The sequence below is a fragment of the Ochrobactrum chromiisoli genome, assembly GCF_026241335.1.
GTDB classification, from domain to species: Bacteria; Pseudomonadota; Alphaproteobacteria; order Rhizobiales; family Rhizobiaceae; genus Brucella; species Brucella chromiisoli.
Genome location: NZ_JAPHAV010000002.1, coordinates 433,567 through 455,502 on the forward strand (window position 1 = coordinate 433,567; position 21,936 = coordinate 455,502).

The window sequence follows — 21,936 nt, forward strand, 5'->3', positions numbered from 1 at the left end:
CCTGTCATTTTATTGCATGAGGCAGATCAAGTTACGGCGCCAACCTGCCAAGGTACAAATTCATTATCGCCATAGTCGTAGATTTCACTCAGCGTCTGCTCACCGGAAGCCACCGCGATAATGTGTTCGAAAATGCGCGTGCCGGACTCTTCAATGGTTTCATCACCTGTGACGATGCCACCGCAATTGATGTCCATATCTTCCTTCATGTGCTCATACATTTCGGAATTGGTCGCGATTTTGATGCAAGGCGCTGGTTTGAATCCCGAAACAGATCCGCGTCCTGTGGTAAAGCAGATGACATTGCAGCCACCCGCAACCTGTCCGGTCACGGCAACCGGGTCATAGCCCGGCGTATCCATAAAGGTGAAACCCTGCTCCGTGACTGTTTCAGCAAACTCGTAGACGGCCTTGAGAGGCATGGAGCCGCCCTTGGCGACAGCACCGAGCGATTTTTCAAGAATGGTGGTCAAACCACCGAGCTTATTTCCATGCGACGGATTGTTGTTCAGTTCGTCGCCGTTGCGTGCTGTATAATCGCGCCACCAATCGATGCGCTGGAGCAGTTTTTCCGCAACCGCAGGCGTGACTGCGCGGCGCGTTAAAAGATGTTCGGCACCATAGATTTCCGGCGTTTCCGAAAGAACGGTCGTGCCGCCATTGCGCACAATCAGATCGGATGCATAGCCCAGCGCCGGATTTGCAGAAATGCCGGAATAGCCGTCAGAACCACCGCATTCGAGCGCCACTTTCAACTTCGACAAAGGCTGCGGCGTGCGCTTGGCAGAGTTCACCAGCGGCAGCATTTCCTTGATCTCGGCAATTGCATGATCGATCGTCTTGCGCGTACCGCCGTGTTGCTGAATCGTCATGGTACGAAGGCGCGTGCCTTCTTCCATGCGATAATGTTCCATGATTGGCGCGATCTGGTTGGTTTCGCAACCAAGGCCAATCAGCAGAATACCGCCGAAATTGGGATGTTTGGCATAGCCCTGAATGGTCCGGGTCAGCAGACGATAGCCTTCCGACTTGGTGTTGAGTGCACACCCGCTGCCATGCGTGAGCGCCACCACACCATCAACGTTGTCGAACCCATCCAACCCGCCCATGCGGTTGAAATAATCTGCAATGTAGCGAGACACGGTCGCAGAGCAATTTACCGAAGAAATGACGCCGATATAGTTGCGTGTACCGACACCACCAAAGCCGCGATCATAGCCCATGAAGTGGCGACGCTCTGCTTCCGGCAACATGCCGCGTTCTTCAATATCGACCGAAAACTGGTGCTCGTGCTCGGAAGGAAGCATTGCAAGATTGTGCAGATGCACATGCTCGCCCACCGCAATGTCCTTGGTGGCAACGCCAATCACCTGGCCATATTTATGCACTTCCTTGCCGGCCGTGATGTCGCGCAAAGCCACCTTGTGACCGCGCCCGATCAGATCGCGTGCGATGATACCCGCAAGCCCGATCGGGTCGCCTGCGCGCACCGGAATACGCGCCACCGCCACATCATCGGACGGATGTAAAAGGATTACCGGCGTCACAGCCGGGATAACCTTATCATTCATTGTTCTGACCTCACTCCCAAAACCGCCACAGCGATGAATATGAACCTCATTATCGGGGCTCGTTTTCCATCCATCTCTGCTTTGATGTATCCAGATGCGTGCGCATCGCTGCCTGCGCCAAAAGCGGATCCCTCGCCTCCAGTGCAGCATAAATCTTCTCATGCTCCACCAAAGCATAGGCCCATGTTTCGGCGTTTTCATATCGGGTGCGCATGTGCGCGGTCAGCGGACTATGCCGCTCGTCAAACAGATCGCGCACGATGCGGGTCACAATCGAATTGCCCGATTGCTCTGCAATAATGAGATGAAACTGGCGATCGAGTTCAATCGGCTTACGTTCAGCCTCAATCTGCAAACGCATCGCATCAAGATTACCGCGCAAGCGTTCGAGCGCTTCCATGTTGATCTGGCTGCAAGCCATAACGACAGCACTGCCTTCAATCAGCGAACGCGCCTGCATGATTTCAAGCGGGCTTTCACCAATCGAACCGCCCTGCGCCGGATGTCGCGTCTCTTCAGACGCAACATAAATGCCCGAGCCCATACGGATTTCGACATTGCCAGCAATTTCAAGCGCGATCAGTGCCTCACGCAAAGAGGGGCGCGAAACACCCAACTGCTGCGCAAGTTCGCGCTCAGCGGGAAGTCTGCTTCCGCTTGGAAAATGTCCTTCGCGGATCAGCAGCCTGACCCGGTCGGCAATCTGTTGGTAAAGCCTCCGCGGTTCCACGAAGCCGATATGCTCGCTCATGCTCTCTCCCAAATTGGCCTTACCATATTTTGAAGTTCTGAAAAGTGCAAGATACCCTATTATGCTGTAATCATTGAATATTGACCGGTTTGTCAGTTTTGTCGCACCGGGCTTTAGACGGCTTTTAAAGAGTGGCTTGACCAATTTTGGCCATTGGCATAGCTATTTCAAAACATTTTTTGAGGAGGAACTCATGACCGACCAGCCAACGATTCTACAATTTGGCACCAGCCGCTTTCTGCTCGGGCATGCGGATTTTTTCATCTCGGAAGCTCTGGCAAAGGGCAATGCCATCGGCACAATCGCCATTGTTCAGACAACCTCCAACCCTGAAAGCACACGCCGTATTAGCGCACTCAACAGTGGCGAAGGCTATCCGGTCATCATTCGAGGCTTACGAGACGGCAAGCCAGTTGATGAAAAACATCAGGCAAATAGCGTGAGCGCCGCCTATTCCGCTCACACCGACTGGCAGGCAATACGCGCCCTCGCCACGCAGGCTCAGGTGATCCTGTCCAATACGGGTGACAAGGGTTTTGAGCTTGATGAGTCTGATGATGTTTCCCTGCTAAGCGAAGTCGGTCGCCTACCAAAAAGCTTCCCCGCCAAGCTGCTTGTGCTGCTGCATCACCGCTGGCAGGTTAATCCAGATGCGCCACTGTCTATTTTCCCGTGCGAGCTGATCTCACGCAATGGCGACAAGCTGCGCTCGATTGTACTTGATCTTGCAGAAAACTGGAGCCTGCCGAAAGCATTCACGCAATGGGTCGAGAGCAACTGCGTTTTTGCCAACAGCCTCGTTGACCGCATTGTTTCTGAGCCAATCGATCCGGTCGGTGCTATTGCCGAGCCCTATGCGATCTGGGCCATTGAACAGACAGACGGACTCACGCTTCCCTGCACGCATCCCGATATCGTCGTGACGGACAATCTTGCGCTTTATGAACGTCTCAAGCTTTATCTGCTCAATCTCGGCCACACTTTCATTGCCGAACAATGGCTGAATGGTAATCGCCCTAAAGATGAGATCGTATTGGAAGCCATGCAGGATGAAACAATCCGACATGAGCTTGAAGCCCTTTGGCGCGAAGAAGTTCTGCCGGTTTTTGCGGCTGATGGCTTGGGCGAACAGGCGGAAGCCTATGTTATCAGCGTTCGCGAGCGTTTTCTGAACCCGTTCCTCAAACACCGCATCGCAGACATTGCATCCAACCATGCGGAAAAGAAGCAGCGCCGCTTTGTACCAGTTATTGCACGCGCGAAGGAACTCAACCTTCATCTGGACCAGCAACGTTTGAAAGCCGCTGTCCGTTAAACACTTTTACAGCGCCCCATATAAAAAGCGGCGACCTTCAAAAATTTAAGGCCGCCGCGCATTATACCTAAAATAATTTATTTTAAAAAATCCTTGGTAACATGCTTGTTCAAAGTGCTGCCCCCGCAGAGACAAGAATGTCGGTTATATATACTTCATTCAAAGTGAACCATCATCGAGCGATGAATTCTACGACAGTTCTTGCATCCAGTTGCCGAAAGAGTGCCATACTCAAAATATGATCATGCCAGCCTTTCGGGGCTCGCTCACTCGGAACCAAGAGAGCTTAACTGAATGTTATGAGTGACCATATAAACAAACTGTCAACGAAATGGAAACAGATTGTCAACCATCCGGCTCACTTTGCTGTGATAAACTTACACAAAAGTCACATGTTTACATAGACTTACTGATATATCTCATATTTGAATTAGCTATTACTTATATTAACCCCTTATTTATCAGCATCAACCACTGCAAATATCTCTTCAAAACGCGGTTTGGCGCGCGCCGGGAATTTAACCTCGCGATAGGCCTTCGGAAGCTCTGCTTCACCAACCTTGATCAGCATGACCATTCCCATGCCGTAATGCGGTGAGCACTTGATACCGTAGAACCCGGCCTGATCGAATGTCACTTCGATTTCTTCATTAATCTTGCCTTTAAAACCGGGATTGCCTTCCGGCACCATACCGTCGATGGTCGCTGCATTATGGCTCTTTTGGGTCGCGATAAATTTCACCTTGTCGCCGGGAGCAAGCTTCAGGAAGTCCGGCTCAAAGACCATTGATCCCTTCTCTCCTCTGTTCAGCATTTTGACCTCAAAAGTTTCAGCCAGTGCCGGAGATACGGAAAAAGCCATCAAAGCTGCGGCGAAGAAGAATCGTTTTTTCATTGTCATACCAATCCCATTCATGCGGAGTGCTTGAGTTCTAGAGCCGGATGGTGCGGTACGCGGTAGCGAATATGACAGCCATCGACACCATGATATTCAACATCAACGTCAACGCCGAAAACTTTACGGATACATTCAGCGCGCAGCACATCACGCGGTGTGCCAAGCGCCACCAACCGACCTTTATCCATCACGGCGATGCGATCACAAAACATCGCCGCATGATTAAGGTCATGGAGTGCAGCCACCACTGTCAGGTTCTGGCGGCGAACAAGGTCGAGAAGTCCGATCTGATGACCAATATCAAGATGATTGGTCGGCTCGTCCAAAAGCAGAATCTGCGGTTCCTGTGCAAGCGCGCGTGCGATGTGAATGCGCTGACGTTCTCCGCCTGAAAGCGTATGCCAGCAACGGTCGGCCAAATGCACCATATCAACATTGGCCAATGCACGATTAACAATCGCATCATCCTGCGCCGACCATGGCGAAAGCGCTCCAAGATAAGGCGTTCGTCCCAATTCCACCGCCTGCCGGGCCGTAATACGATCCGTTGTACCCGCCTGTTGCTCAACCAAAGCCAGTATACGAGCAATTTCACGACGTTTAAGCTGTTGAATCGGCGTGTCGTTAAGCTTGACTTCACCTGAACGACTGCGACGAACACCTGAAAGAAGCGATAAAAGGCTTGTTTTTCCCGAACCGTTCGGCCCAATTATTCCAAGAAATTCACCTTCGTTTACTGTGAGCGAAACCGCGCGAAGGATTTCAACATGCCCCACCGACCAGCAGACATTATGTGTCGAAAGCATCATGACTGTGCCCTCCTCTGCCCAAGCAGGAATGCAAATGCCGGTGCGCCGAACAAAGCTGTTATGACCCCAATCGGCAAAACCTGACCGGGGATGATGATGCGAGACAGAACATCTGCGATAATCATGAAAATCGCTCCAATCAGAGCCGCTGCGGGCAACAGACGTCCATGTCGAACACCGACCACCATGCGTGCTGCATGTGGAATGACCAGACCTATAAAGCCAATGGAGCCGACGATGGAAACCATCACCGCCGTCATCATGGCGCTGACACCAATCAAAACGGCGTAGACGCGGCGCACAGGAATTCCAAGCGATGCCGCTGATTCCGTTCCAAAAGTGAAGGCGTCGAGCGCACGTGCATGCCAAAGACAAATCGCAAGCCCGATCATACAGGCAGGCAGCGCAAGGGCCACGTCAGGCCAGCGCACCCCGGACAAATTGCCCAAAAGCCAGAACATGATGCCACGCGCCTGCTCGGCATTTGCAGCCTTGGTCACAATAAAAGATGTTAACGCGTTGAAAAGCTGTGAACCTGCAATGCCTGCCAGGATGATGGCGCTGTTGCCATGGCCCGCCCGCAACGCCAGTAGGGACACCAGCACAAACGCAATGATTGCACCGATAAATGCCCCCAACGACAGCGAAAGCATACCTGCACCAATGCCAAGAATTGCCACAGCAACCGCGCCGGTCGAAGCACCAGCTGAAATGCCCAGAATATAGGGATCTGCCAATGAATTGCGCAGGAGCGACTGCAAGACCACGCCAGACATCGCCAGCGCTGCACCACAACAGGCCGCCACAACTGCGCGGCTCAGCCGATAACTCCACACGATGCCTTCATCAATCGGCTCAAGCGGATAACCGGCATTCCAGACGCGATTAGCAATGGTTTTCGCCACCACATCGAGAGGTATCGGTGTTTCGCCAATGGCTGCGCCCAGCCACAAGGCAAAAAGTAACAAAACAAGTGCCAAGGTTGCAAACAGCACCCTGCCGCTCGTCCCTTTTGACTTTAATAATTGCCCCGTGGCTGCGCGCATTGTCATTTATTCAGACCCGAGGCGGCAATTGCATCAGCCAGTGTTTCAATGCCTTCGATGGTGCGAATGGTCGGGTTCATGGCCTGCGCATCCATATCAAAAACATGGCCTTCCTTAACGGCGGGCATGAGGCTTGCAACCGGATCAGTCTTCAAAAACTCCCGCTTGACTGCAACATCATCGGCAGGAAAACGACGACGATCCATCGTTCCAGCAACAATCATCGTCGGATTGGCTTTGGCGATTGTTTCCCAGCCGACTGTCGGCCATTCCTCTTCGCTATCAATGATATTATCGATGCCGAGCGTTTTCAGAATGTAGGCCGGAGCACCATTTTTGCCCGCGACATAGGGATCAATATCAAGTTCGGCACTGGAGAACCACACCACAGCAGAAAGCTTGCCTTCGACAGAGCTAACCTTCTTGCGGGCCGCTTCTTCGCGCGCTTTCAGATCAGCGACAACCTGTGCACCACGATCCTGCACGTTGAAAATCTGCGCGAGTTCTTCAACTTCCTGATAGATAAGATCCATCGTGAAAACGGTGTGACGTACGCCATCACCGCCGCCGGAATTATCCTTGCCTACACAATCGGCTGGCGCGGTGTAAACCGGAATTCCCAGTTCTTCAAACTGTTCAGGCTTTGCAACAATGCCCTCAGGACCCACATGCCACTGAAACTGCGCAGCCACCATATCCGGCTTTTCAGCAAGCACGCTTTCAAAGCTCGGATCGTTATCCGCAAGACGTTTCACCTTGGCATTGGCTTCTTCATAGCCTTTGAGAACCGGCCCGATCCAAACGGCGGTGCCGACCATCTTGTCGCCAAGGCCGAGCAGATACATGATTTCGGCGCTGCTTTGCCCCACGGCAACCGCACGCTCAGGTGCGTGTTTAAAGGTTACATCGCGGCCACAATTCTTGAGCGTTAGCGGGTAAGTGGTATCGGCAGCGAAAGCATTGCTCGCAAAGCTCGTTACGAAAAGGGCGGCAGCAGCCAAGAGTGCGCCCAAAGGCGCCTGATCTGAAAGTTTCATTTTTATCCCCGAAAGAAATGTGAGAAATGGCCGCGTCAAACGGCGGAACCGGTCCGGCGCCTGAAGTGAACGGACATATCCGAGGATATGAATGACAATAGGAAACAACGTCTTGCGACGCGAAAAGCTGTCATAACCAACTCCTGCTCCGGGCATCCCCGCCCGTGACAATGGACTACGTTAGACGGCAGGTCTCCTGGCTCGCGAATATAGGCCGTTCATCTGCCTTCCCGAGCCATTGTGGGCTTAGTGGCATAACGCCTTGACAGCGTCACGAGGATGAACGGCATCCGCTTACAGTTGCGGGGGCAGCCACGGTCTCGGTCCCTTTTGGGTCGTCCTCACCGTGTTCCCTATTAATCCCCTTCGCTCTCGGTCGGGGAACCGTCGTAACTCTATTACGTCCCGATACCAGCCGCGTCAAGCGAGCTGGCTGGCTTTATAGTTAAAGCATGTCCGGGAAAAGTGAGAACCGCCTTTTCGAGAACGGCATTCATAAAAACGAGAAGATAGAGCGAGCGTTCTGGGTACGATTAAGCGCAAGTCACTCCAGGCTGCGTGGACAATTATATCTTGGTTCGTGGTATGGATGAAAATCTGTGATGTCATACGCAGATAGGGCGGCTCTACTGGCAGCACGGATAAACATCCATATTGATCGGAATCAATGATACTTCATTTCCCTGTTGCCAAAGTGCCTTCATAAAAGGAGAAAATCATGTCCAACACTCCACATACGCTGGGTGAAGAATTTCCTGACAAGCTCAGCGCCATCCATGCTTTAAAAAGTGCAGACCCAAAATTTGCGCGCATTCTTGAAGAATATGACTCAGTCAACGACCGTATTCATCGCGCCGAAACCAGAATTTCGCCGGTCAGCGAAGAAGAGGAAACAAATTTACGCAAACATCGCCTCAACTTAAAGGACGCAATCTTGCGCGCCTTAGAGAACAGTTGAGCACGTTTCAAAAAATATAAACTTGGCGTTTCCACTACGAGCTCACATACTTTCAATGCAATTTTTGTGCTCTCTGAAAATTGCATTGGAAAATTATCAAGATAACTTTCAAGCTCAAAACACGGTTTATTCGGCAACACTTTTTCATGGCTCATCGAGCAATCACTAAGCCGCCCTTAAAAGACGGCAGATATCTGCTCGGATCATTCTGCTGATGCTGGCGGCTTAGTTTGCGTTGCAGCAGGAGAAACGGAACGCTCACTGTTGGAAGGCACTTCAGGCGCAATGACGCTGCCAAATATTTCAACGAGCACCCAGACTACCGCAGCCGCAACAAGACTGATCAGCAAAATGATAAGAACCGGCTTCCCCTCCCGGCCCTGCCTTGCTTCATCCGGGTTTAGCTGTTTCACGGATCAAACCTCCTCCTGCCTCGAAACCTATACAATAGGCAAATGATCAATGGAGGATTTGGTTCCAAACAGAAACGTTACACTCAAAATAGAGCGCAAAGACCCGGAATTGATGTGATTTTAGATTAGATGGTACGGACGGGTGGATTCGAACCACCGACCTCAGGAGCCACAATCCTGCGCTCTAACCAACTGAGCTACGACCGCGTACCTAAATCTCAACGAACTCACTTACGGCGTCCGCTGACAGGGGGTCACATACGGAGAATCGATCCATATTGCAAGTCATTAAAATGATCTTTGTTGAAGAAATCCCCGTTTGTTAACGCAAACACCCCAATCGTTAAAATTGGATGCATTCTGGTTACCATGTTTTATGCATGCTTGTGCACAAAGCTCGTAAATGAGCTGACACTTAAAATTACCACGCCTCTATTAACTAATGGAACAGAAAGTCAGGTCCATATCGAACGGGAATGTAGACCCGAACCCGCAAGCAGCTTATTAACATATAATTAAAGAGCACTTTGGGTGGTCGGAAGAACAGGTAAAGGACCGGTATGTCAGGATCATACCCCTTCATCAATATTGCTGCGCTGGATCAAATCCGCGAAGGCTTTATAAAAGGCGATGCGCAGCTCGTGCTGACGCACGACCTGTCGACTGTTCTGTGGATCAATGGCCCCGGCGCCAAGCTATTCGGTTTTGAGCATATCGAAGACATTATCGGCGGCAAGCTCGAACTACCCGTCGCAACCCGTCGCCAGATCGCAGGCTCCAGCAGCCCTAAAGACGGCGAACCGCATATTGTTGCAGTACGCCTTAGCTCAGGCATGCGCTCCGAACTCACCCGTCTTCAGGTTTCACAACTGACAATGCCAGATGGTGTAAAAGCCACGCTGCTCACAGTCGAAAACCACAATGCTTCGCCCGAAACGATTATTTCTGGCATCAGTGATGAAGAAACCCATGTCGCCCTCATTGAGGGAGACGCAAAAATCATCGCCGCAAGCCCAGGTTTTTCTACGCTGGATATTTCTGTCTCAACCCTTGAAGACCTTATCATTGAAGCAGGCGACGCCAGCGACCGTGTCGTGAAACGCCGCATTCGTGCGGGCAAACACTCGGTACCCGGTGCGATTGCCCGGCTTTCCGATCATCCTGCCCTGCATCTGGTATGCATCGTCGGGGAAGCGGTTGCCAAAACAAGCGATAAACAGAGAGCTCCAACAGCCGATGCCGCTGTGGAAAAGAAAGTAGAGCCCAAAAGCTTTGCATTCGATGAAAAAGGCGCGCCTGCCCGGTTCATCTGGAAAACAGATGCAGCAGGTTCATTTACCGAGGTTTCGCCGGAGCTTGGCGTCATCATTGGGCCGAATGCGGCAGACGTCATTGGCAGACGCTTTTCGGAGGTAGCAAAGGTTTTCGGCTTTGATACGGATTGCAGCATCGCGTCACTGCTGCAAAAGCGAGACACGTGGTCTGGCAAGAAACTGCTCTGGCCTGTTGAAGGAACGCAGCTGCGTGTACCGGTAGAGCTTGCAGCCCTGCCCGTATATTCGCGCGACCGCGAATTCATTGGCTTCCGTGGGTTTGGCCTTGTGCGCCCGGAAGATGCGGAAGAGGATCCAGAGGCAATCGGTCTGGTGCTTGCTGGTGGCGTTCCGCAGAAACGGGACGCCGCGCCGACGATACAGGATATGCTGAACGCGGATGATGAAGATGATATATTGGCGCTTTCAGAGGAAGTTGCCAATGATGATCGAATCGGAGCCGGGCATCCGACCCCTGCCTCGCCAACGTTGCCATTTGAGCTGACACCGAACGCGGGGCGCCGCGAGTCAGATAAGATCATTGAGCTGCTCAATGCTGCCGCACGCGGAAAAGTGGAAGCGGATCAGGCAAAGCACAGCAAAAACAAGGAACAGCGCCCAGAGGGCGGGCTGACTGCTACGGAACGCAGCGCATTTCGCGAGATTGCAGATCGTTTGCGCAAGCAGGGACTGGCCAATTCCAGGCAAGACGGCGAGCAGCCTGCGGCGGAGCATTCAGCGGTTGTAGCGCTTGTGTCTGAAAATCCCAAACCAGCGGACGAGACGCAGCATGCCGCCAAGACCGAACAGAAGCATGCTTCCGACGAAACAACGCTTCTCGCCAATCTGCCTATCCCGGTCATCATTCATTCCGGCGACGAAATTCATTATGTTAATCAGGCACTTCTTGACCTGACAGGCTATGCAACGCTGCAAGACATTCATCATGCCGGTGGTGTGGAAGCTTTGTTCAACAGCGACAACGAAGATGGCGGAAATTCCCAGGGCATGGTTCTGCGACGTGCGGATGGCAGCGAACAGCCCGTAGAGGCTCATCTCAACGCCATTGGCTGGCGTGATGGTCGTGCGCTCATGTTGAGCCTGATGCCTGTGGCTCCTACACTTGCAGAGGTGACCGGGCCAGCAGAAACGCCAAGCGCCGATCTCGCTGAGAAGCAAGCGCTTCAAGCCAATGTGGAAGAACTCAAGATCATCCTCGACACAGCCACTGACGGCGTTGTGCTCATTGAGCCGGAAGGCCGCATTCGTTCGATGAACCATTCAGCGGCTGCGCTTTTTGGTTATGATCATAAAGATACAGAAGGCAAATTCTTCTCAATGCTTTTTGCCATTGAAAGCCAGCGTGCTGCGATGGATTATCTGCACGGGCTTTCTGACAACGGTGTTCTCAGTGTGCTCAATGACGGCCGCGAAGTGATCGGCAGGGAAGCGCAAGGCGGCTTTATTCCGCTGTATATGACCATCGGCAAACTACCGCACACAAGCGGTTACTGCGCCGTTCTTCGTGACATCACACAATGGAAGCGCACTGAAGAAGAACTGACCAAAGCACGCAAGGAAGCCGAGCGTGCATCCAGCCAGAAGACCGAGTTTCTGGCCCGTATCAGCCACGAAATCCGCACGCCGCTCAATGCGATCATCGGTTTTTCGGAGCTGATGGCGGATGAGAAATTCGGACCTGTCGGCAATGACCGCTATCGCGATTATCTGCGGGATATCAATCGTTCCGGCAACCATGTGCTGGCGCTGGTCAATGATCTGCTCGATATATCCAAGATCGAAGCGGGTGGTCTGGATATGCAGTTTGAAGCGGTTTCGCTCAATGACGCGATTGGCGAGGCCATTGCATTGATGCAGCCGCAGGCCAATCGTGAGCGCGTGATTATCCGCTCGAGCTTCCAGTCGAACCTGCCGGATATTGTCGCAGACGCACGCTCGATCAAACAGGTCGCGCTCAACCTGCTTTCCAACGCTGTTCGCTTCACATCGACCGGCGGACAGGTCATCGTCTCAACAAATTACGAATTGAACGGCGATGTCGTTATGCGCGTGCGCGATACAGGCGTTGGCATGACAAAAGCGGAAGTTCAGCAGGCGCTCAAACCTTTCCGTCAGGTCAATGCCATGCAACGCAGGCAGGCAGAAAATGCGAAGGACTGGCGCAACGAAGGCACAGGCCTCGGACTGCCGCTGACAAAGGCGATGGTTGAGGCCAATCGCGCACAATTTGCAATCGATTCGACACCGGGTCAGGGCACAGTTGTCGAAATCATCTTTCCGCCAACACGCGTTCTGGCAGATTAAATCCCTAAATCTATGATTCCAGCTTTCAAAAATCATTACCGGTTTTTGCATTGATGAACTAACCATATGTTGGAATCAGCATAGGTGGCTATGCTGTGCTATAATGCTGAGATAGATTACGGATTATATGTCACTGATAGGATGGTTGATGCGCTGGCCCAGATTTACGCGCCTTATTATTGCGCTCATCATTCTTGGTGCGGCAGCAGCAGCAACGTTGCTCGCAATCGTTCCTTTTATCGTTTCCACAGATGCGATCCGTATTCGCGTTGCCCAGGAAATCAGTGCCTGGACCGGCTATAGCGTCGAGCTGCGTGAAGCACCGCGTTTGCGGGTATTTCCGGTGTTACGCGCTTCACTTGATGGTGTCACACTGAGTAAGGTTTCAGATCAGGGTTCCAAGCCCTTCATGAGTGCCAACCGGATTGAAGTTGAACTTTCCCCACTCGATGCACTTATGGGGCGTTTGTCTTTCTCTGAAACGCAGATTGTAAGGCCGCATTTCAATATTGGTGGACCGGTCGATAATTTTTCCGGTCTGCTTGATGCGATTGCCAACTCCAGCGGGCGCCTCGGCACGGCCATCCGCGCGCAACGCGCTTTGCAGCAAAACGGCGCCAATGACAAAGCGCTTGCCGCACAACAGGCATCGCAACCTTTTGGCCGCGTTGTGATCCGTGATGGTACGGTCTCATTTAATCATCCCGACGAGCAGGAGGCTTCGAAGGAAGAGCAGCAGATTACAAAGTTGAACGCCACGCTTGAATGGCCGCGAACATCAAGTGCGGCAACCTTGCGCGGAAGTGCGCAATGGCGGGGCGAGGCCACCCAATTCAATGTCACCGCCGGTCAAGCATTGTCGCTTCTTGCCGGTGGCACCTCTGACGTGAACGCAAGCTTCACATCCACACCCCTCAATATTACCTTTGAGGGCAAGGCCAATATTTCCAATGATCGCTTCTTTGAGGGCGCGTTGAGTGCAAAAACGCCCTCGCTCAGCAACAGTGTTCGCTGGCTCGGCCTGCCACCCGTCGCCGGCAGCACCGAAATCGGGGCTTTTTCCCTTGATTCAACCATTACATCAACGCCGAAGCGGCTGAAATTCGATAATGTCGAAATGACAACGGATGAAAGCCCGGCCAAGGGTGTGATTGAAATTGGCTTTGAGCAGGACACGCCTGCGGTTACCGGCACCCTCGCCTTCGATAAGCTTGATCTGCGACGGTTGTTCTCCATCTTCGTGCCGCTGCCCGTCAATCAGCCTCGCTCTCCGAGCGAACGGAATCAAAGCGAGCAGGACAATATCAATACGAGCTTCATCGACCGGGCTGAGCTTGACCTGCGTCTTTCGGCGCAAGCCGCCACCGCAGGTCCGGTATCATTAACCAGCGTTGCAGCGGCCGTACAGATCAGAGGCGGTCGCGCGATGTTCGATATTGGTGATGCCAAAGCCTTTAACGGCATTATTCAGGCCAATCTGCAGATTGTTCGCGACCTGAAGACCGCCAGTGGTGAATTGCGGTTCAACGCATCCGACATTGACAGCTCGCAGCTTTTTGCAGCGCTCGGCTTTGACAAGCCATTCGTCAATGGCAAGGGTAATGTTTCACTGTTTATGAAAGCGCCAGCCAACCGTTGGTCAGCGCTTCTGAACAGCGCGCAGGGCAATGTCTCCGTTCAGCTTAACAACGGGCAAATGCAAGGCTTTTCGGTTCAGGATTTTTTGACAAAAGCGCAGAGCCAAGGTTTCTTTGCGCTTGAACGGCAGGAAAACGTCTCTCTTGCCTTCAATCGCCTCGACCTCAAGGCAAATCTTTCCGATGGCGTGGCAACGCTGGAGAATGCGCGTCTTGCCACGAATGATGGCACGCTCAATCTGGCTGGTATTGTTCCATTTGTTGACCGCAGTCTGGCATTAAGCGGCGAAGTCATCTTCCCCGATAACCAGCCGCAGCCGCAGAATACGGATGGACAACTTGCCGAGACCACGCCCGCGAAGCCACCGCTGCATTTCTTTGTTGGCGGCTCCTGGGATCGGCCCTTTATCTCCCCATCATCGACAGGAAGCGGAACGGGGCAGTAAGCCCCTCTCCTTATGATCATCATCCCATGCGGAATGCGGCTTGCTCATCACGGCGGCGCTGCACTTCGCGACGCTTGTTGACAACCGAAGCAATGATCACGCCCGTCGCCACCAGTGCAATCAGGATAGTGCAGACCGCGTTGATTTCCGGTGTCACACCAAGCCGCACCTGAGAGTAAATCTTCATCGGCAGTGTGGTTGCACCCGGACCAGAGGTGAAGCTTGCAATCACCAGATCATCGAGTGAAAGGGTGAAAGCCAGCATCCAGCCGGAAACAACGGCAGGCAGAATAACTGGCAATGTGATTTTCATGAATGTTGTCACGGGTGGCGCGCCAAGATCCATTGCCGCTTCTTCCAGCGACCGATCAAAACTCACCAGACGCGACTGCACGACAACGGCCACAAAGCACATCGAGAAGGTGATATGCGCAAGCGTAACCGTCCAGAAACCACGGTCAAAATTCATCGCCACGAACAAAAGTAACAGCGAAAGGCCGGTGATGACATCCGGCATGACCAGCGGCGCGTAGACCATGCCCGAGAACAGAATTCGCCCGCGAAACCGCGTGTAGCGCGTGAGTGCAAGTGCGGCCAGCGTTCCAAGCACGGTTGCAATCGTCGCAGACAAAAGCCCGACGCGGATCGTCACCCATGCCGCATCCATCAGCGCCTGATTGCGGAACAGCTCCACATACCATTTGGTCGAGAAGCCCGCCCAGACAGTGACGAGGCGGGATTCGTTGAACGAATAGATGACCAGCAGAACAATCGGCAGATAAAGAAAAGCAAAGCCAAGCGACACCGAGACAATATTAAAACGTGACCAATTGTTTTGCATGTTATTTCCCCTTCTCCTGCTGGCGCGCCTGCACCTGCTGGAAAATCACGATCGGCACGATAAGCAGGAGCAGCAGAACCACGGCCACAGCCGAAGATACCGGCCAGTCGCGATTGGAGAAGAACTCACTCCAGATTGTCTTACCAATCATCAGCGTCTGCGATCCGCCAAGAAGATCGGGGATCACGAATTCACCAACAGCCGGAATGAATACAAGGAAACACCCCGCCACGATGCCTGCAAGCGATAGTGGAAAGGTGATCTTCCAGAAAGCTGAAAATGCAGTACAGCCGAGATCCTGCGCCGCTTCGATCAGCGAATAATCCATTTTTTCGAGTGACGAATAAATCGGCAGAATCATGAACGGCAGATAAGAATAAACGATACCAATGAAGATTGCCGTTTCCGTGTTCAGAATGTTGAGTGGCGTATCGATGATATTCAGCCACATCAAAAACTGGTTGAGCAGACCTTCCGGCTTGAGGATACCAATCCACGCATAAACGCGGATCAGGAACGATGTCCAGAACGGCAGGATGACCAGCATAAGCAATGTCGGTCGCAGACTTTGCGGTGCCCGCGCCATGCCATAAGCCATCGGATAAGCGACGAGCAATGTCAGAAATGTCGAGATTGCCGCAATCCGCACGCTGGAAAGATACGCCATATAATAAAGCGGATCATCCATCAGCCAGAGATAGTTATCGATAGAAAGCTGCTTCACGCGCTCCCATGCAAGACCAAAGCCCTGCGTCAAATCAATAACTGGCTGATAAGGCGGTATTGCCATCGTGACTTCGGAAAGCGAAATCTTGAAGACAATAAAAAACGGAACCAGAAAGAAGATCAGCAGCCACAGATAAGGGACTGCGATCACGAGGCGACTGGTTATGGAAGCGATCAGCTTTTGCATGTGCTTCCCCTCCTCAGGCCGTCAGCACCAGACCGGCATCGGTATCAAACGAAACCCATACGCGCTCATCATAGGTCAGCGGATTTTCCGTCTTGCGCACAGCATTCAGGCTTGCAGCCTTGATGGTGCGACCATTGTCGAGGCGGACGTGGAAAACCGTCATATCGCCAAAATAGGCAATATCCCAAAGCTCACCCTCAACCGCGTTGACAGCGGTCTCTTCCGGCTTTTCGCGGGTAATGCGTGTCTTTTCAGGACGCACCGCATACCAAACCTTCTGACCGGCATTGAGCTGCTCGCGCGTTTCAGTGTGGATATGAAAGCCAAATTTTTCCGTGGCGATTTCAGCCTCACCATTGGCGGCCTTGACCACTTCACCTTCGATGATGTTCACATTACCAATGAAGTCGGCCACGAACTTTGAACGCGGCGCCTCATAAACTTCTGCCGGTGTTGCCACCTGCATAATGCGACCCTTATCCATGACAGCGATACGATCAGACATGGTCATGGCTTCTTCCTGATCATGGGTGACGACCATGAAGGTAAGACCGAGCTTGACCTGTAAATCCATCAATTCGAACTGGGTTTCTTCGCGCAGCTTCTTGTCGAGCGCACCCAGCGGCTCATCCAGCAGCAGCACTTTCGGACGCTTGGCAACAGCACGCGCCAACGCCACGCGCTGGCGCTGCCCACCAGAAAGCTGATGCGGCTTGCGCTTGCCAAACTTTTCCAGCTTCACAAGTTTGAGCATTTCAGCGACACGCGCATCGATTTCCGATTTCGCCATGCCGTCCTGCTTGAGCCCAAAAGCAATGTTGTTTTCTACCGTTATATGCGGGAACAGTGCATAGGACTGAAACATCATATTGACCGGTCGCTTATAGGGAGGAATGCCGCGCAAATCCTGACCATCGAGCGTAATGCGCCCCGATGTCGGCTCCTCAAAACCCGCCAACATGCGCATCAATGTGGTCTTGCCGCAGCCGGAAGCACCTAAGAGCGAGAAAAACTCGCGATTGAAAACATTGAGCGACAGATCATCAACCGCGGTAAAATCGCCGAAAATCTTGGTCACATTCTCAAAAGAGATGAAAGGCTTCGCCGCCGGATCATTCCAGGGTGCAAATTTGCGGCGAAAGCTGCCAAAAGATTCCATTCCGTTCCCCTATCGACTTATCAGGAACCTGCATTCACAGGCACAGCCTGCCACTAAACGACTATATTAAGACGTAGAGCGGCCCTCCTGTATGAACAGTGAGCCGCTCTTAACAATTTGACGGGACCAAACCCGATCAGACGTTCAAAACCGTCTTATTATCCAACTGTTACTGACCTGTGACGATCTTGGTCCAGGCCCGCGTAACATAACGCTGAGTTTTCTGGTCATAAGGCGTTGGCACAAACAATTTTTTCAACACCTCTTCGCTCGGATAGATTTCTGGATCATCGAGAATATCTTTATCGATGAACGCCTGCGAAGCCTTGTTACCATTCGCATAGAATACGAAATTGGATGCTTTCGCTGCAACTTCCGGGCGCATGATATAATTCATGAATTCAAGCGCTTCAGGTACATGTTTTGCGTCAGCAGGGATTGCCATCTGGTCAAACCACATCAGCGCGCCTTCCTTCGGGATCGAATAACCGATCTCTACGCCCTGATTTGCCTTCTCGGCACGATCACGTGCCTGGAAGATGTCACCTGAATAACCAACCGCCATGCAAATGTCGCCATTCGCCAGCGCGTTGATATATTCCGACGAATGGAACTTGCGGATATTCGGACGAATCTTGAGATAAAGCTCCTGCGCCTTTTCCATATCTTCCGGTGAAGGGGAATTGGGATCAAGACCAAGGTAATTCAAAGCCGGGCGCAGCATTTCGCTTGATGTATCCAGCAGATAAATACCGCAGTCTTTCAGCTTCGCCGAAATCTCCGGGTTGTAGAGCACATCCCAAGAGTCAATCGTATCGGTACCAAGGATTTCCTTGATTTTGGCCTTGTTATAGCCAATGCCGGTCGTGCCCCACATGTAGTTTATGGAATATTCGTTGCCCGGATCGTAGGTCGCGGCACGGGTCGAAATTTCATCCCACATATTCTTGAGGTTTGGCAGCTTGTCCTTGTCGAGCTTCAAGAACACACCAGCCGGGATCTGACGGCCAAGGAATTCACCCGATGGCACAACAAGATCATAGCCGCTACCACCGGCAAGAAGCTTGGTTTCAAGAATTTCATTGGAATCATAAACGTCGTAAACGACCTTAATGCCCGTTTCCTTGGTAAAATCCTTGAGGATCGAATCGTCTATATAATCCGACCAGTTATAAATATTGACAACCCGCTCCTGCGCGCTTGCGGGAAATACGGTGGCGCTCACAAGGGTCGTGACCATCGTTGTCGCCAGAAGAAAGGATTTCATCCTCATCGCGTGCTCCATTCTGCACCGTAATTTCCGGTACAGCTTAAGGGTGGGTAAACTGTTTCATTTTCTACCTTTTTAGATTGTGCAGCATTCGTCAACCGGCTGATGACAACACAAACATAAAAATTGCGATGCCACGCCTGAGAGCCAACGAGATTTTGACTATGGCGCGGCGAAAATAGTGAGGTTCGAGAACCGGAGCGGAGTGTACTTTGGGTACACGAGCACCGGGAGCGCAGAACCACGCCATTTGCAGACCGTCGGAGTCAAAATATCGCGGCTCTACTGGAAATCGAAAGCAGATAGCCCCGCCACCATTTCATCAAGCCCCAATGGACGCGTCAACGGCGGCTCGGCACGGGTGATGCAGCCTTGCCGTTCACAAAGCCTGCAAGCGGGGCCTATTTCTGTGCGAGACGCACTGTTTGTACCGTAAACTGTCTCTATAGCAGCATCGAGCGAGCAGCCGATGAGAATTGCCGTGCGCCGCGGACGCTCGTTAAATGCACCTTGCGGTCCTTCAAGCGTTCGCGCAACCGTCAGAAAACTGGAACCATCGGGCAATTCGGCTGGCTCCACCAGCACCTGCCCCGCCTGTGTGAATGCTGCATAGACCGGAAGCTTCGGACACTGACCGCCAAATCGCACCGGAAAGCCTTCGGCACCCGCCATGCGTAAGCGATTGCCAGCATGATCGATTTCCATCAGAAAAAACGGTAAAGCAGAATTATCCCGCCGCTGAAGCGTTGTCAGTCGGTTTGCCGCCTGTTGAAAGGACACGCCAAAGCGTGAACGCAACACGTCTATATCATAGCGCGCCCGCACAGCAGCATCACGAAACTGCCGGTAAGGCATCATCAAAGCCTGTGCCGCATAACGCGCCAGTTCAAAACGCGCGATGCGCTTTGCTTCACTGGACGAGAGCTTTAACCCTTCTGTTTCAGCGCCGATCATTACTTGCATACGGATCAGCGCTGCTTCCATGGCAATTTCCTGCAACTGATCAAAAGGCGACAATCGCTCCGATATGAAAAGCCGCTGCGAATGCCTGTCATAACGTCTGCGCCAGTTCGGCATGGTTGCAACGGGCAATGTGCGCACCGTAATGCCATGCTCGCGCCGCAGCCATTCTTTCAACGCACCTGACAAGTCGCCATCAGGTTTCAGCAAACCATAAAAGCTTTCCGCCTCTTCCTCGATCCGCGGGTAATGATTGGGCCGCCGCGCCATAACATCACGCACTTCATCCAGCGGCAATCGCGTGGCAGAAAGCTGCGCATCACTGCCTTCATGCGAAAGCAATTGCGAGAGATCAGAAAGGCGCTGCTGTTGCTCGCGGTATGCACGGTAGAGTTTAACGATGCCGGTGGCGGCATTGGGTGCCGCCTCGCCAATCTCCACCAGTTCCTGATCGCCCGGCAATTCTCCCGTCAGCAGTGGATCGGAAAATACTTCCTTTAGGCCCGCAACCGTTGTTCCGCTTTCAGCCTGAAGGCTGTCGAGATCAAGCTTGTAAACACTGGCAAGCTTCAACAAGAGCTGCACCGTCAGCGGACGCTGATTACGCTCAATCAGATTGAGATAGGACGGCGAAATACCAAGCGCCTCGGCCATGGATGTCTGCGTCAGACCGCGTTCGTTGCGGATGCGCCTGATGCGTGGACCAGCAAAGATCTTGCGTTCGCTCATGAGGCCTCCCAAGTCAGCAATGATGAAATTTACAATTCATGACAAAATAGCTGCAAAGTTTGATTTTGACAAGATTTACAAATTTACAAATGACCTCAGTCAATTTTCAGACAGCATTACCTCAATTTCTCAGCCGTTTCACTGCTTTTTCTAGCTGTTCGAGCAATAGGGTTGTAAATCTGGTCACAGAAAGAGCGACAACAATCAGCTCTTCCAGAACCTAATCTTAGTGTGAGGAGACACCGAAATGACAGATTTTTACAGCCTCATCCCTTCGGCACCCAAAGGCCGCTTTGACGGCATTGAGCGTGCACACACAGCCGAAGATGTGAAAAGGCTGCGCGGTTCGGTGGAGATCAAGTATTCGCTGGCCGAGATGGGTGCAAACCGTCTGTGGAAACTGATCCACGAGGAAGATTTCGTCAACGCGCTGGGCGCGCTCTCCGGCAATCAGGCCATGCAGATGGTACGTGCTGGTTTGAAGGCGATCTATCTGTCCGGCTGGCAGGTTGCAGCGGATGCAAACACGGCATCGGCCATGTATCCCGACCAGTCGCTTTATCCGGCCAATGCTGCCCCTGAACTGGCAAAGCGCATCAACAAGACATTGCAGCGTGCCGACCAGATTGAGACTGCGGAAGGCAAAGGCCTGTCGGTTGATACTTGGTTTGCACCAATTGTTGCGGATGCGGAAGCAGGCTTCGGCGGACCGCTGAATGCATTTGAGATCATGAAGGCCTTCATCGAAGCCGGTGCTGCTGGCGTGCATTATGAAGACCAGCTGGCCTCTGAAAAGAAGTGCGGCCACCTTGGTGGCAAGGTTCTGATCCCGACTGCAGCCCATATCCGCAACCTCAATGCGGCACGTCTTGCAGCCGATGTCATGGGAACGGCAACGTTGGTCATCGCTCGCACGGATGCAGAAGCCGCCAAGCTTCTGACCTCGGATATTGACGAGCGCGATAAGCCATTCGTCGATTACGATGCTGGACGCACGGCGGAAGGCTTCTATCAGGTGAAAAGCGGCATTGAGCCATGCATCGCCCGTGCCATTGCCTACGCACCCTATTGCGATCTGATCTGGATGGAAACATCCAAGCCCGATCTCGAACAGGCTAAGCGCTTTGCAGAGGCTGTGCAGAAGGCTCATCCGGGCAAGAAACTGGCTTATAACTGCTCGCCATCGTTCAACTGGAAGAAGAACCTCGACGACGCAACAATTGCCAAGTTCCAGCGCGAGCTGGGTGCGATGGGATACAAGTTCCAGTTCATTACGCTGGCCGGTTTCCATCAGCTCAACTACGGCATGTTCGAACTGGCGCGTGGTTACAAAGATCGTCAGATGGCGGCTTATTCCGAACTGCAACAGGCGGAATTTGCAGCAGAAGCCAACGGCTACACCGCGACCAAACACCAACGCGAAGTCGGCACCGGCTATTTCGATGCCGTATCGCTCGCAATCACCGGCGGCCAGTCTTCGACCACCGCCATGAAGGAATCCACCGAAACAGCGCAGTTCCGTCCGGCTGCGGAATAACAACGAAG

Annotated in this window: 17 protein-coding genes, 1 tRNA gene and 1 riboswitch; of the genes, 5 read left to right on the plus strand and 13 right to left on the minus strand. The window is 52.6% G+C overall.

Annotation, left to right across the window (positions count from 1 at the left end):
* Nucleotides 1-26: 26 nt before the first annotated feature.
* Nucleotides 27-1,571 carry a UxaA family hydrolase gene (locus tag OPR82_RS08855; protein ID WP_265984376.1) on the minus strand — a complete coding sequence of 515 codons (1,545 nt, stop codon included), beginning with the start codon at nucleotides 1,569-1,571 and terminating at the stop codon, nucleotides 27-29.
* A gap of 49 nt (nucleotides 1,572-1,620) precedes the next feature.
* Nucleotides 1,621-2,322, minus strand: coding sequence for a FadR/GntR family transcriptional regulator (locus tag OPR82_RS08860; RefSeq protein WP_265984378.1), 702 nt, complete (start codon nucleotides 2,320-2,322; stop codon nucleotides 1,621-1,623).
* Between the two features lie 193 nt (nucleotides 2,323-2,515).
* On the opposite strand from OPR82_RS08860, the gene OPR82_RS08865 reads away from it, so the two are divergent.
* Nucleotides 2,516-3,637: a mannitol dehydrogenase family protein gene (locus OPR82_RS08865; RefSeq protein WP_265984380.1), complete on the plus strand. Its 1,122-nt coding sequence runs from the start codon at nucleotides 2,516-2,518 to the stop codon at nucleotides 3,635-3,637.
* A gap of 454 nt (nucleotides 3,638-4,091) precedes the next feature.
* Here the strand turns inward: OPR82_RS08865 and OPR82_RS08870 are convergent, their stop codons facing one another.
* The 4 genes from OPR82_RS08870 to OPR82_RS08885 are packed head-to-tail and all read right to left on the minus strand — an operon-like array spanning nucleotide 4,092 to nucleotide 7,427.
* Nucleotides 4,092-4,532, minus strand: coding sequence for a pseudoazurin (locus OPR82_RS08870; RefSeq protein WP_265984382.1), 441 nt, complete (start codon nucleotides 4,530-4,532; stop codon nucleotides 4,092-4,094).
* A gap of 17 nt (nucleotides 4,533-4,549) precedes the next feature.
* Nucleotides 4,550-5,344, minus strand: a complete 795-nt coding sequence (locus OPR82_RS08875) for an ABC transporter ATP-binding protein (protein ID WP_265984383.1) — start codon at nucleotides 5,342-5,344, stop codon at nucleotides 4,550-4,552.
* A complete protein-coding gene (locus OPR82_RS08880) occupies nucleotides 5,341-6,396 on the minus strand; it encodes a FecCD family ABC transporter permease (protein ID WP_265984384.1) in 1,056 nt (351 codons plus the stop codon). The genes OPR82_RS08875 and OPR82_RS08880 overlap by 4 nt, the downstream gene beginning before the upstream one ends.
* Nucleotides 6,393-7,427, minus strand: coding sequence for an ABC transporter substrate-binding protein (locus OPR82_RS08885; RefSeq protein WP_265984386.1), 1,035 nt, complete (start codon nucleotides 7,425-7,427; stop codon nucleotides 6,393-6,395). The genes OPR82_RS08880 and OPR82_RS08885 overlap by 4 nt, the downstream gene beginning before the upstream one ends.
* Nucleotides 7,428-7,596: 169 nt before the next feature.
* Nucleotides 7,597-7,831: riboswitch (cobalamin riboswitch) on the minus strand.
* A gap of 314 nt (nucleotides 7,832-8,145) precedes the next feature.
* Between OPR82_RS08885 and OPR82_RS08890 the strand changes: the two genes are divergently transcribed.
* The gene (locus tag OPR82_RS08890) at nucleotides 8,146-8,385 is read left to right on the plus strand and encodes a YdcH family protein (RefSeq protein ID WP_265984388.1); all 240 of its coding nucleotides are present in this window, start codon (nucleotides 8,146-8,148) and stop codon (nucleotides 8,383-8,385) included.
* Between the two features lie 203 nt (nucleotides 8,386-8,588).
* On the opposite strand, the gene OPR82_RS08895 is transcribed toward OPR82_RS08890, so the two are convergent.
* Nucleotides 8,589-8,798, minus strand: a complete 210-nt coding sequence (locus OPR82_RS08895; protein WP_265984390.1) for a hypothetical protein — start codon at nucleotides 8,796-8,798, stop codon at nucleotides 8,589-8,591.
* 130 nt (nucleotides 8,799-8,928) lie between these two features.
* Nucleotides 8,929-9,005, minus strand: a tRNA-His gene (locus OPR82_RS08900).
* Between the two features lie 353 nt (nucleotides 9,006-9,358).
* On the opposite strand from OPR82_RS08900, the gene OPR82_RS08905 reads away from it, so the two are divergent.
* Entirely contained in the window at nucleotides 9,359-12,436 is a 3,078-nt protein-coding gene (locus OPR82_RS08905; RefSeq protein ID WP_265984392.1) for a PAS domain-containing hybrid sensor histidine kinase/response regulator, read from the plus strand.
* A gap of 148 nt (nucleotides 12,437-12,584) precedes the next feature.
* Complete coding sequence (locus tag OPR82_RS08910; RefSeq protein WP_265984393.1) at nucleotides 12,585-14,519, plus strand: AsmA family protein; 1,935 nt, start codon at nucleotides 12,585-12,587, stop codon at nucleotides 14,517-14,519.
* Nucleotides 14,520-14,538: 19 nt separating this feature from the next.
* On the opposite strand, the gene OPR82_RS08915 is transcribed toward OPR82_RS08910, so the two are convergent.
* The 5 genes from OPR82_RS08915 to OPR82_RS08935 all read right to left on the minus strand — a co-directional run bounded on the left by OPR82_RS08915 (nucleotide 14,539) and on the right by OPR82_RS08935 (nucleotide 20,391).
* Nucleotides 14,539-15,360 carry an ABC transporter permease gene (locus OPR82_RS08915; protein ID WP_265984394.1) on the minus strand — a complete coding sequence of 274 codons (822 nt, stop codon included), beginning with the start codon at nucleotides 15,358-15,360 and terminating at the stop codon, nucleotides 14,539-14,541.
* A 1-nt stretch (nucleotide 15,361) separates the two neighbouring features.
* Nucleotides 15,362-16,273 carry an ABC transporter permease subunit gene (locus OPR82_RS08920; RefSeq protein ID WP_265984395.1) on the minus strand — a complete coding sequence of 304 codons (912 nt, stop codon included), beginning with the start codon at nucleotides 16,271-16,273 and terminating at the stop codon, nucleotides 15,362-15,364.
* A 13-nt stretch (nucleotides 16,274-16,286) separates the two neighbouring features.
* Nucleotides 16,287-17,432, minus strand: coding sequence for an ABC transporter ATP-binding protein (locus OPR82_RS08925; RefSeq protein WP_265984396.1), 1,146 nt, complete (start codon nucleotides 17,430-17,432; stop codon nucleotides 16,287-16,289).
* Between the two features lie 169 nt (nucleotides 17,433-17,601).
* Complete coding sequence (locus OPR82_RS08930) at nucleotides 17,602-18,705, minus strand: polyamine ABC transporter substrate-binding protein (protein WP_265984397.1); 1,104 nt, start codon at nucleotides 18,703-18,705, stop codon at nucleotides 17,602-17,604.
* Nucleotides 18,706-18,984: 279 nt separating this feature from the next.
* Entirely contained in the window at nucleotides 18,985-20,391 is a 1,407-nt protein-coding gene (locus OPR82_RS08935; RefSeq protein ID WP_265984399.1) for a helix-turn-helix domain-containing protein, read from the minus strand.
* Between the two features lie 247 nt (nucleotides 20,392-20,638).
* On the opposite strand from OPR82_RS08935, the gene aceA reads away from it, so the two are divergent.
* Nucleotides 20,639-21,928 carry an isocitrate lyase gene (aceA, locus tag OPR82_RS08940; RefSeq protein ID WP_265984400.1) on the plus strand — a complete coding sequence of 430 codons (1,290 nt, stop codon included), beginning with the start codon at nucleotides 20,639-20,641 and terminating at the stop codon, nucleotides 21,926-21,928.
* Nucleotides 21,929-21,936 lie beyond the last annotated feature (8 nt).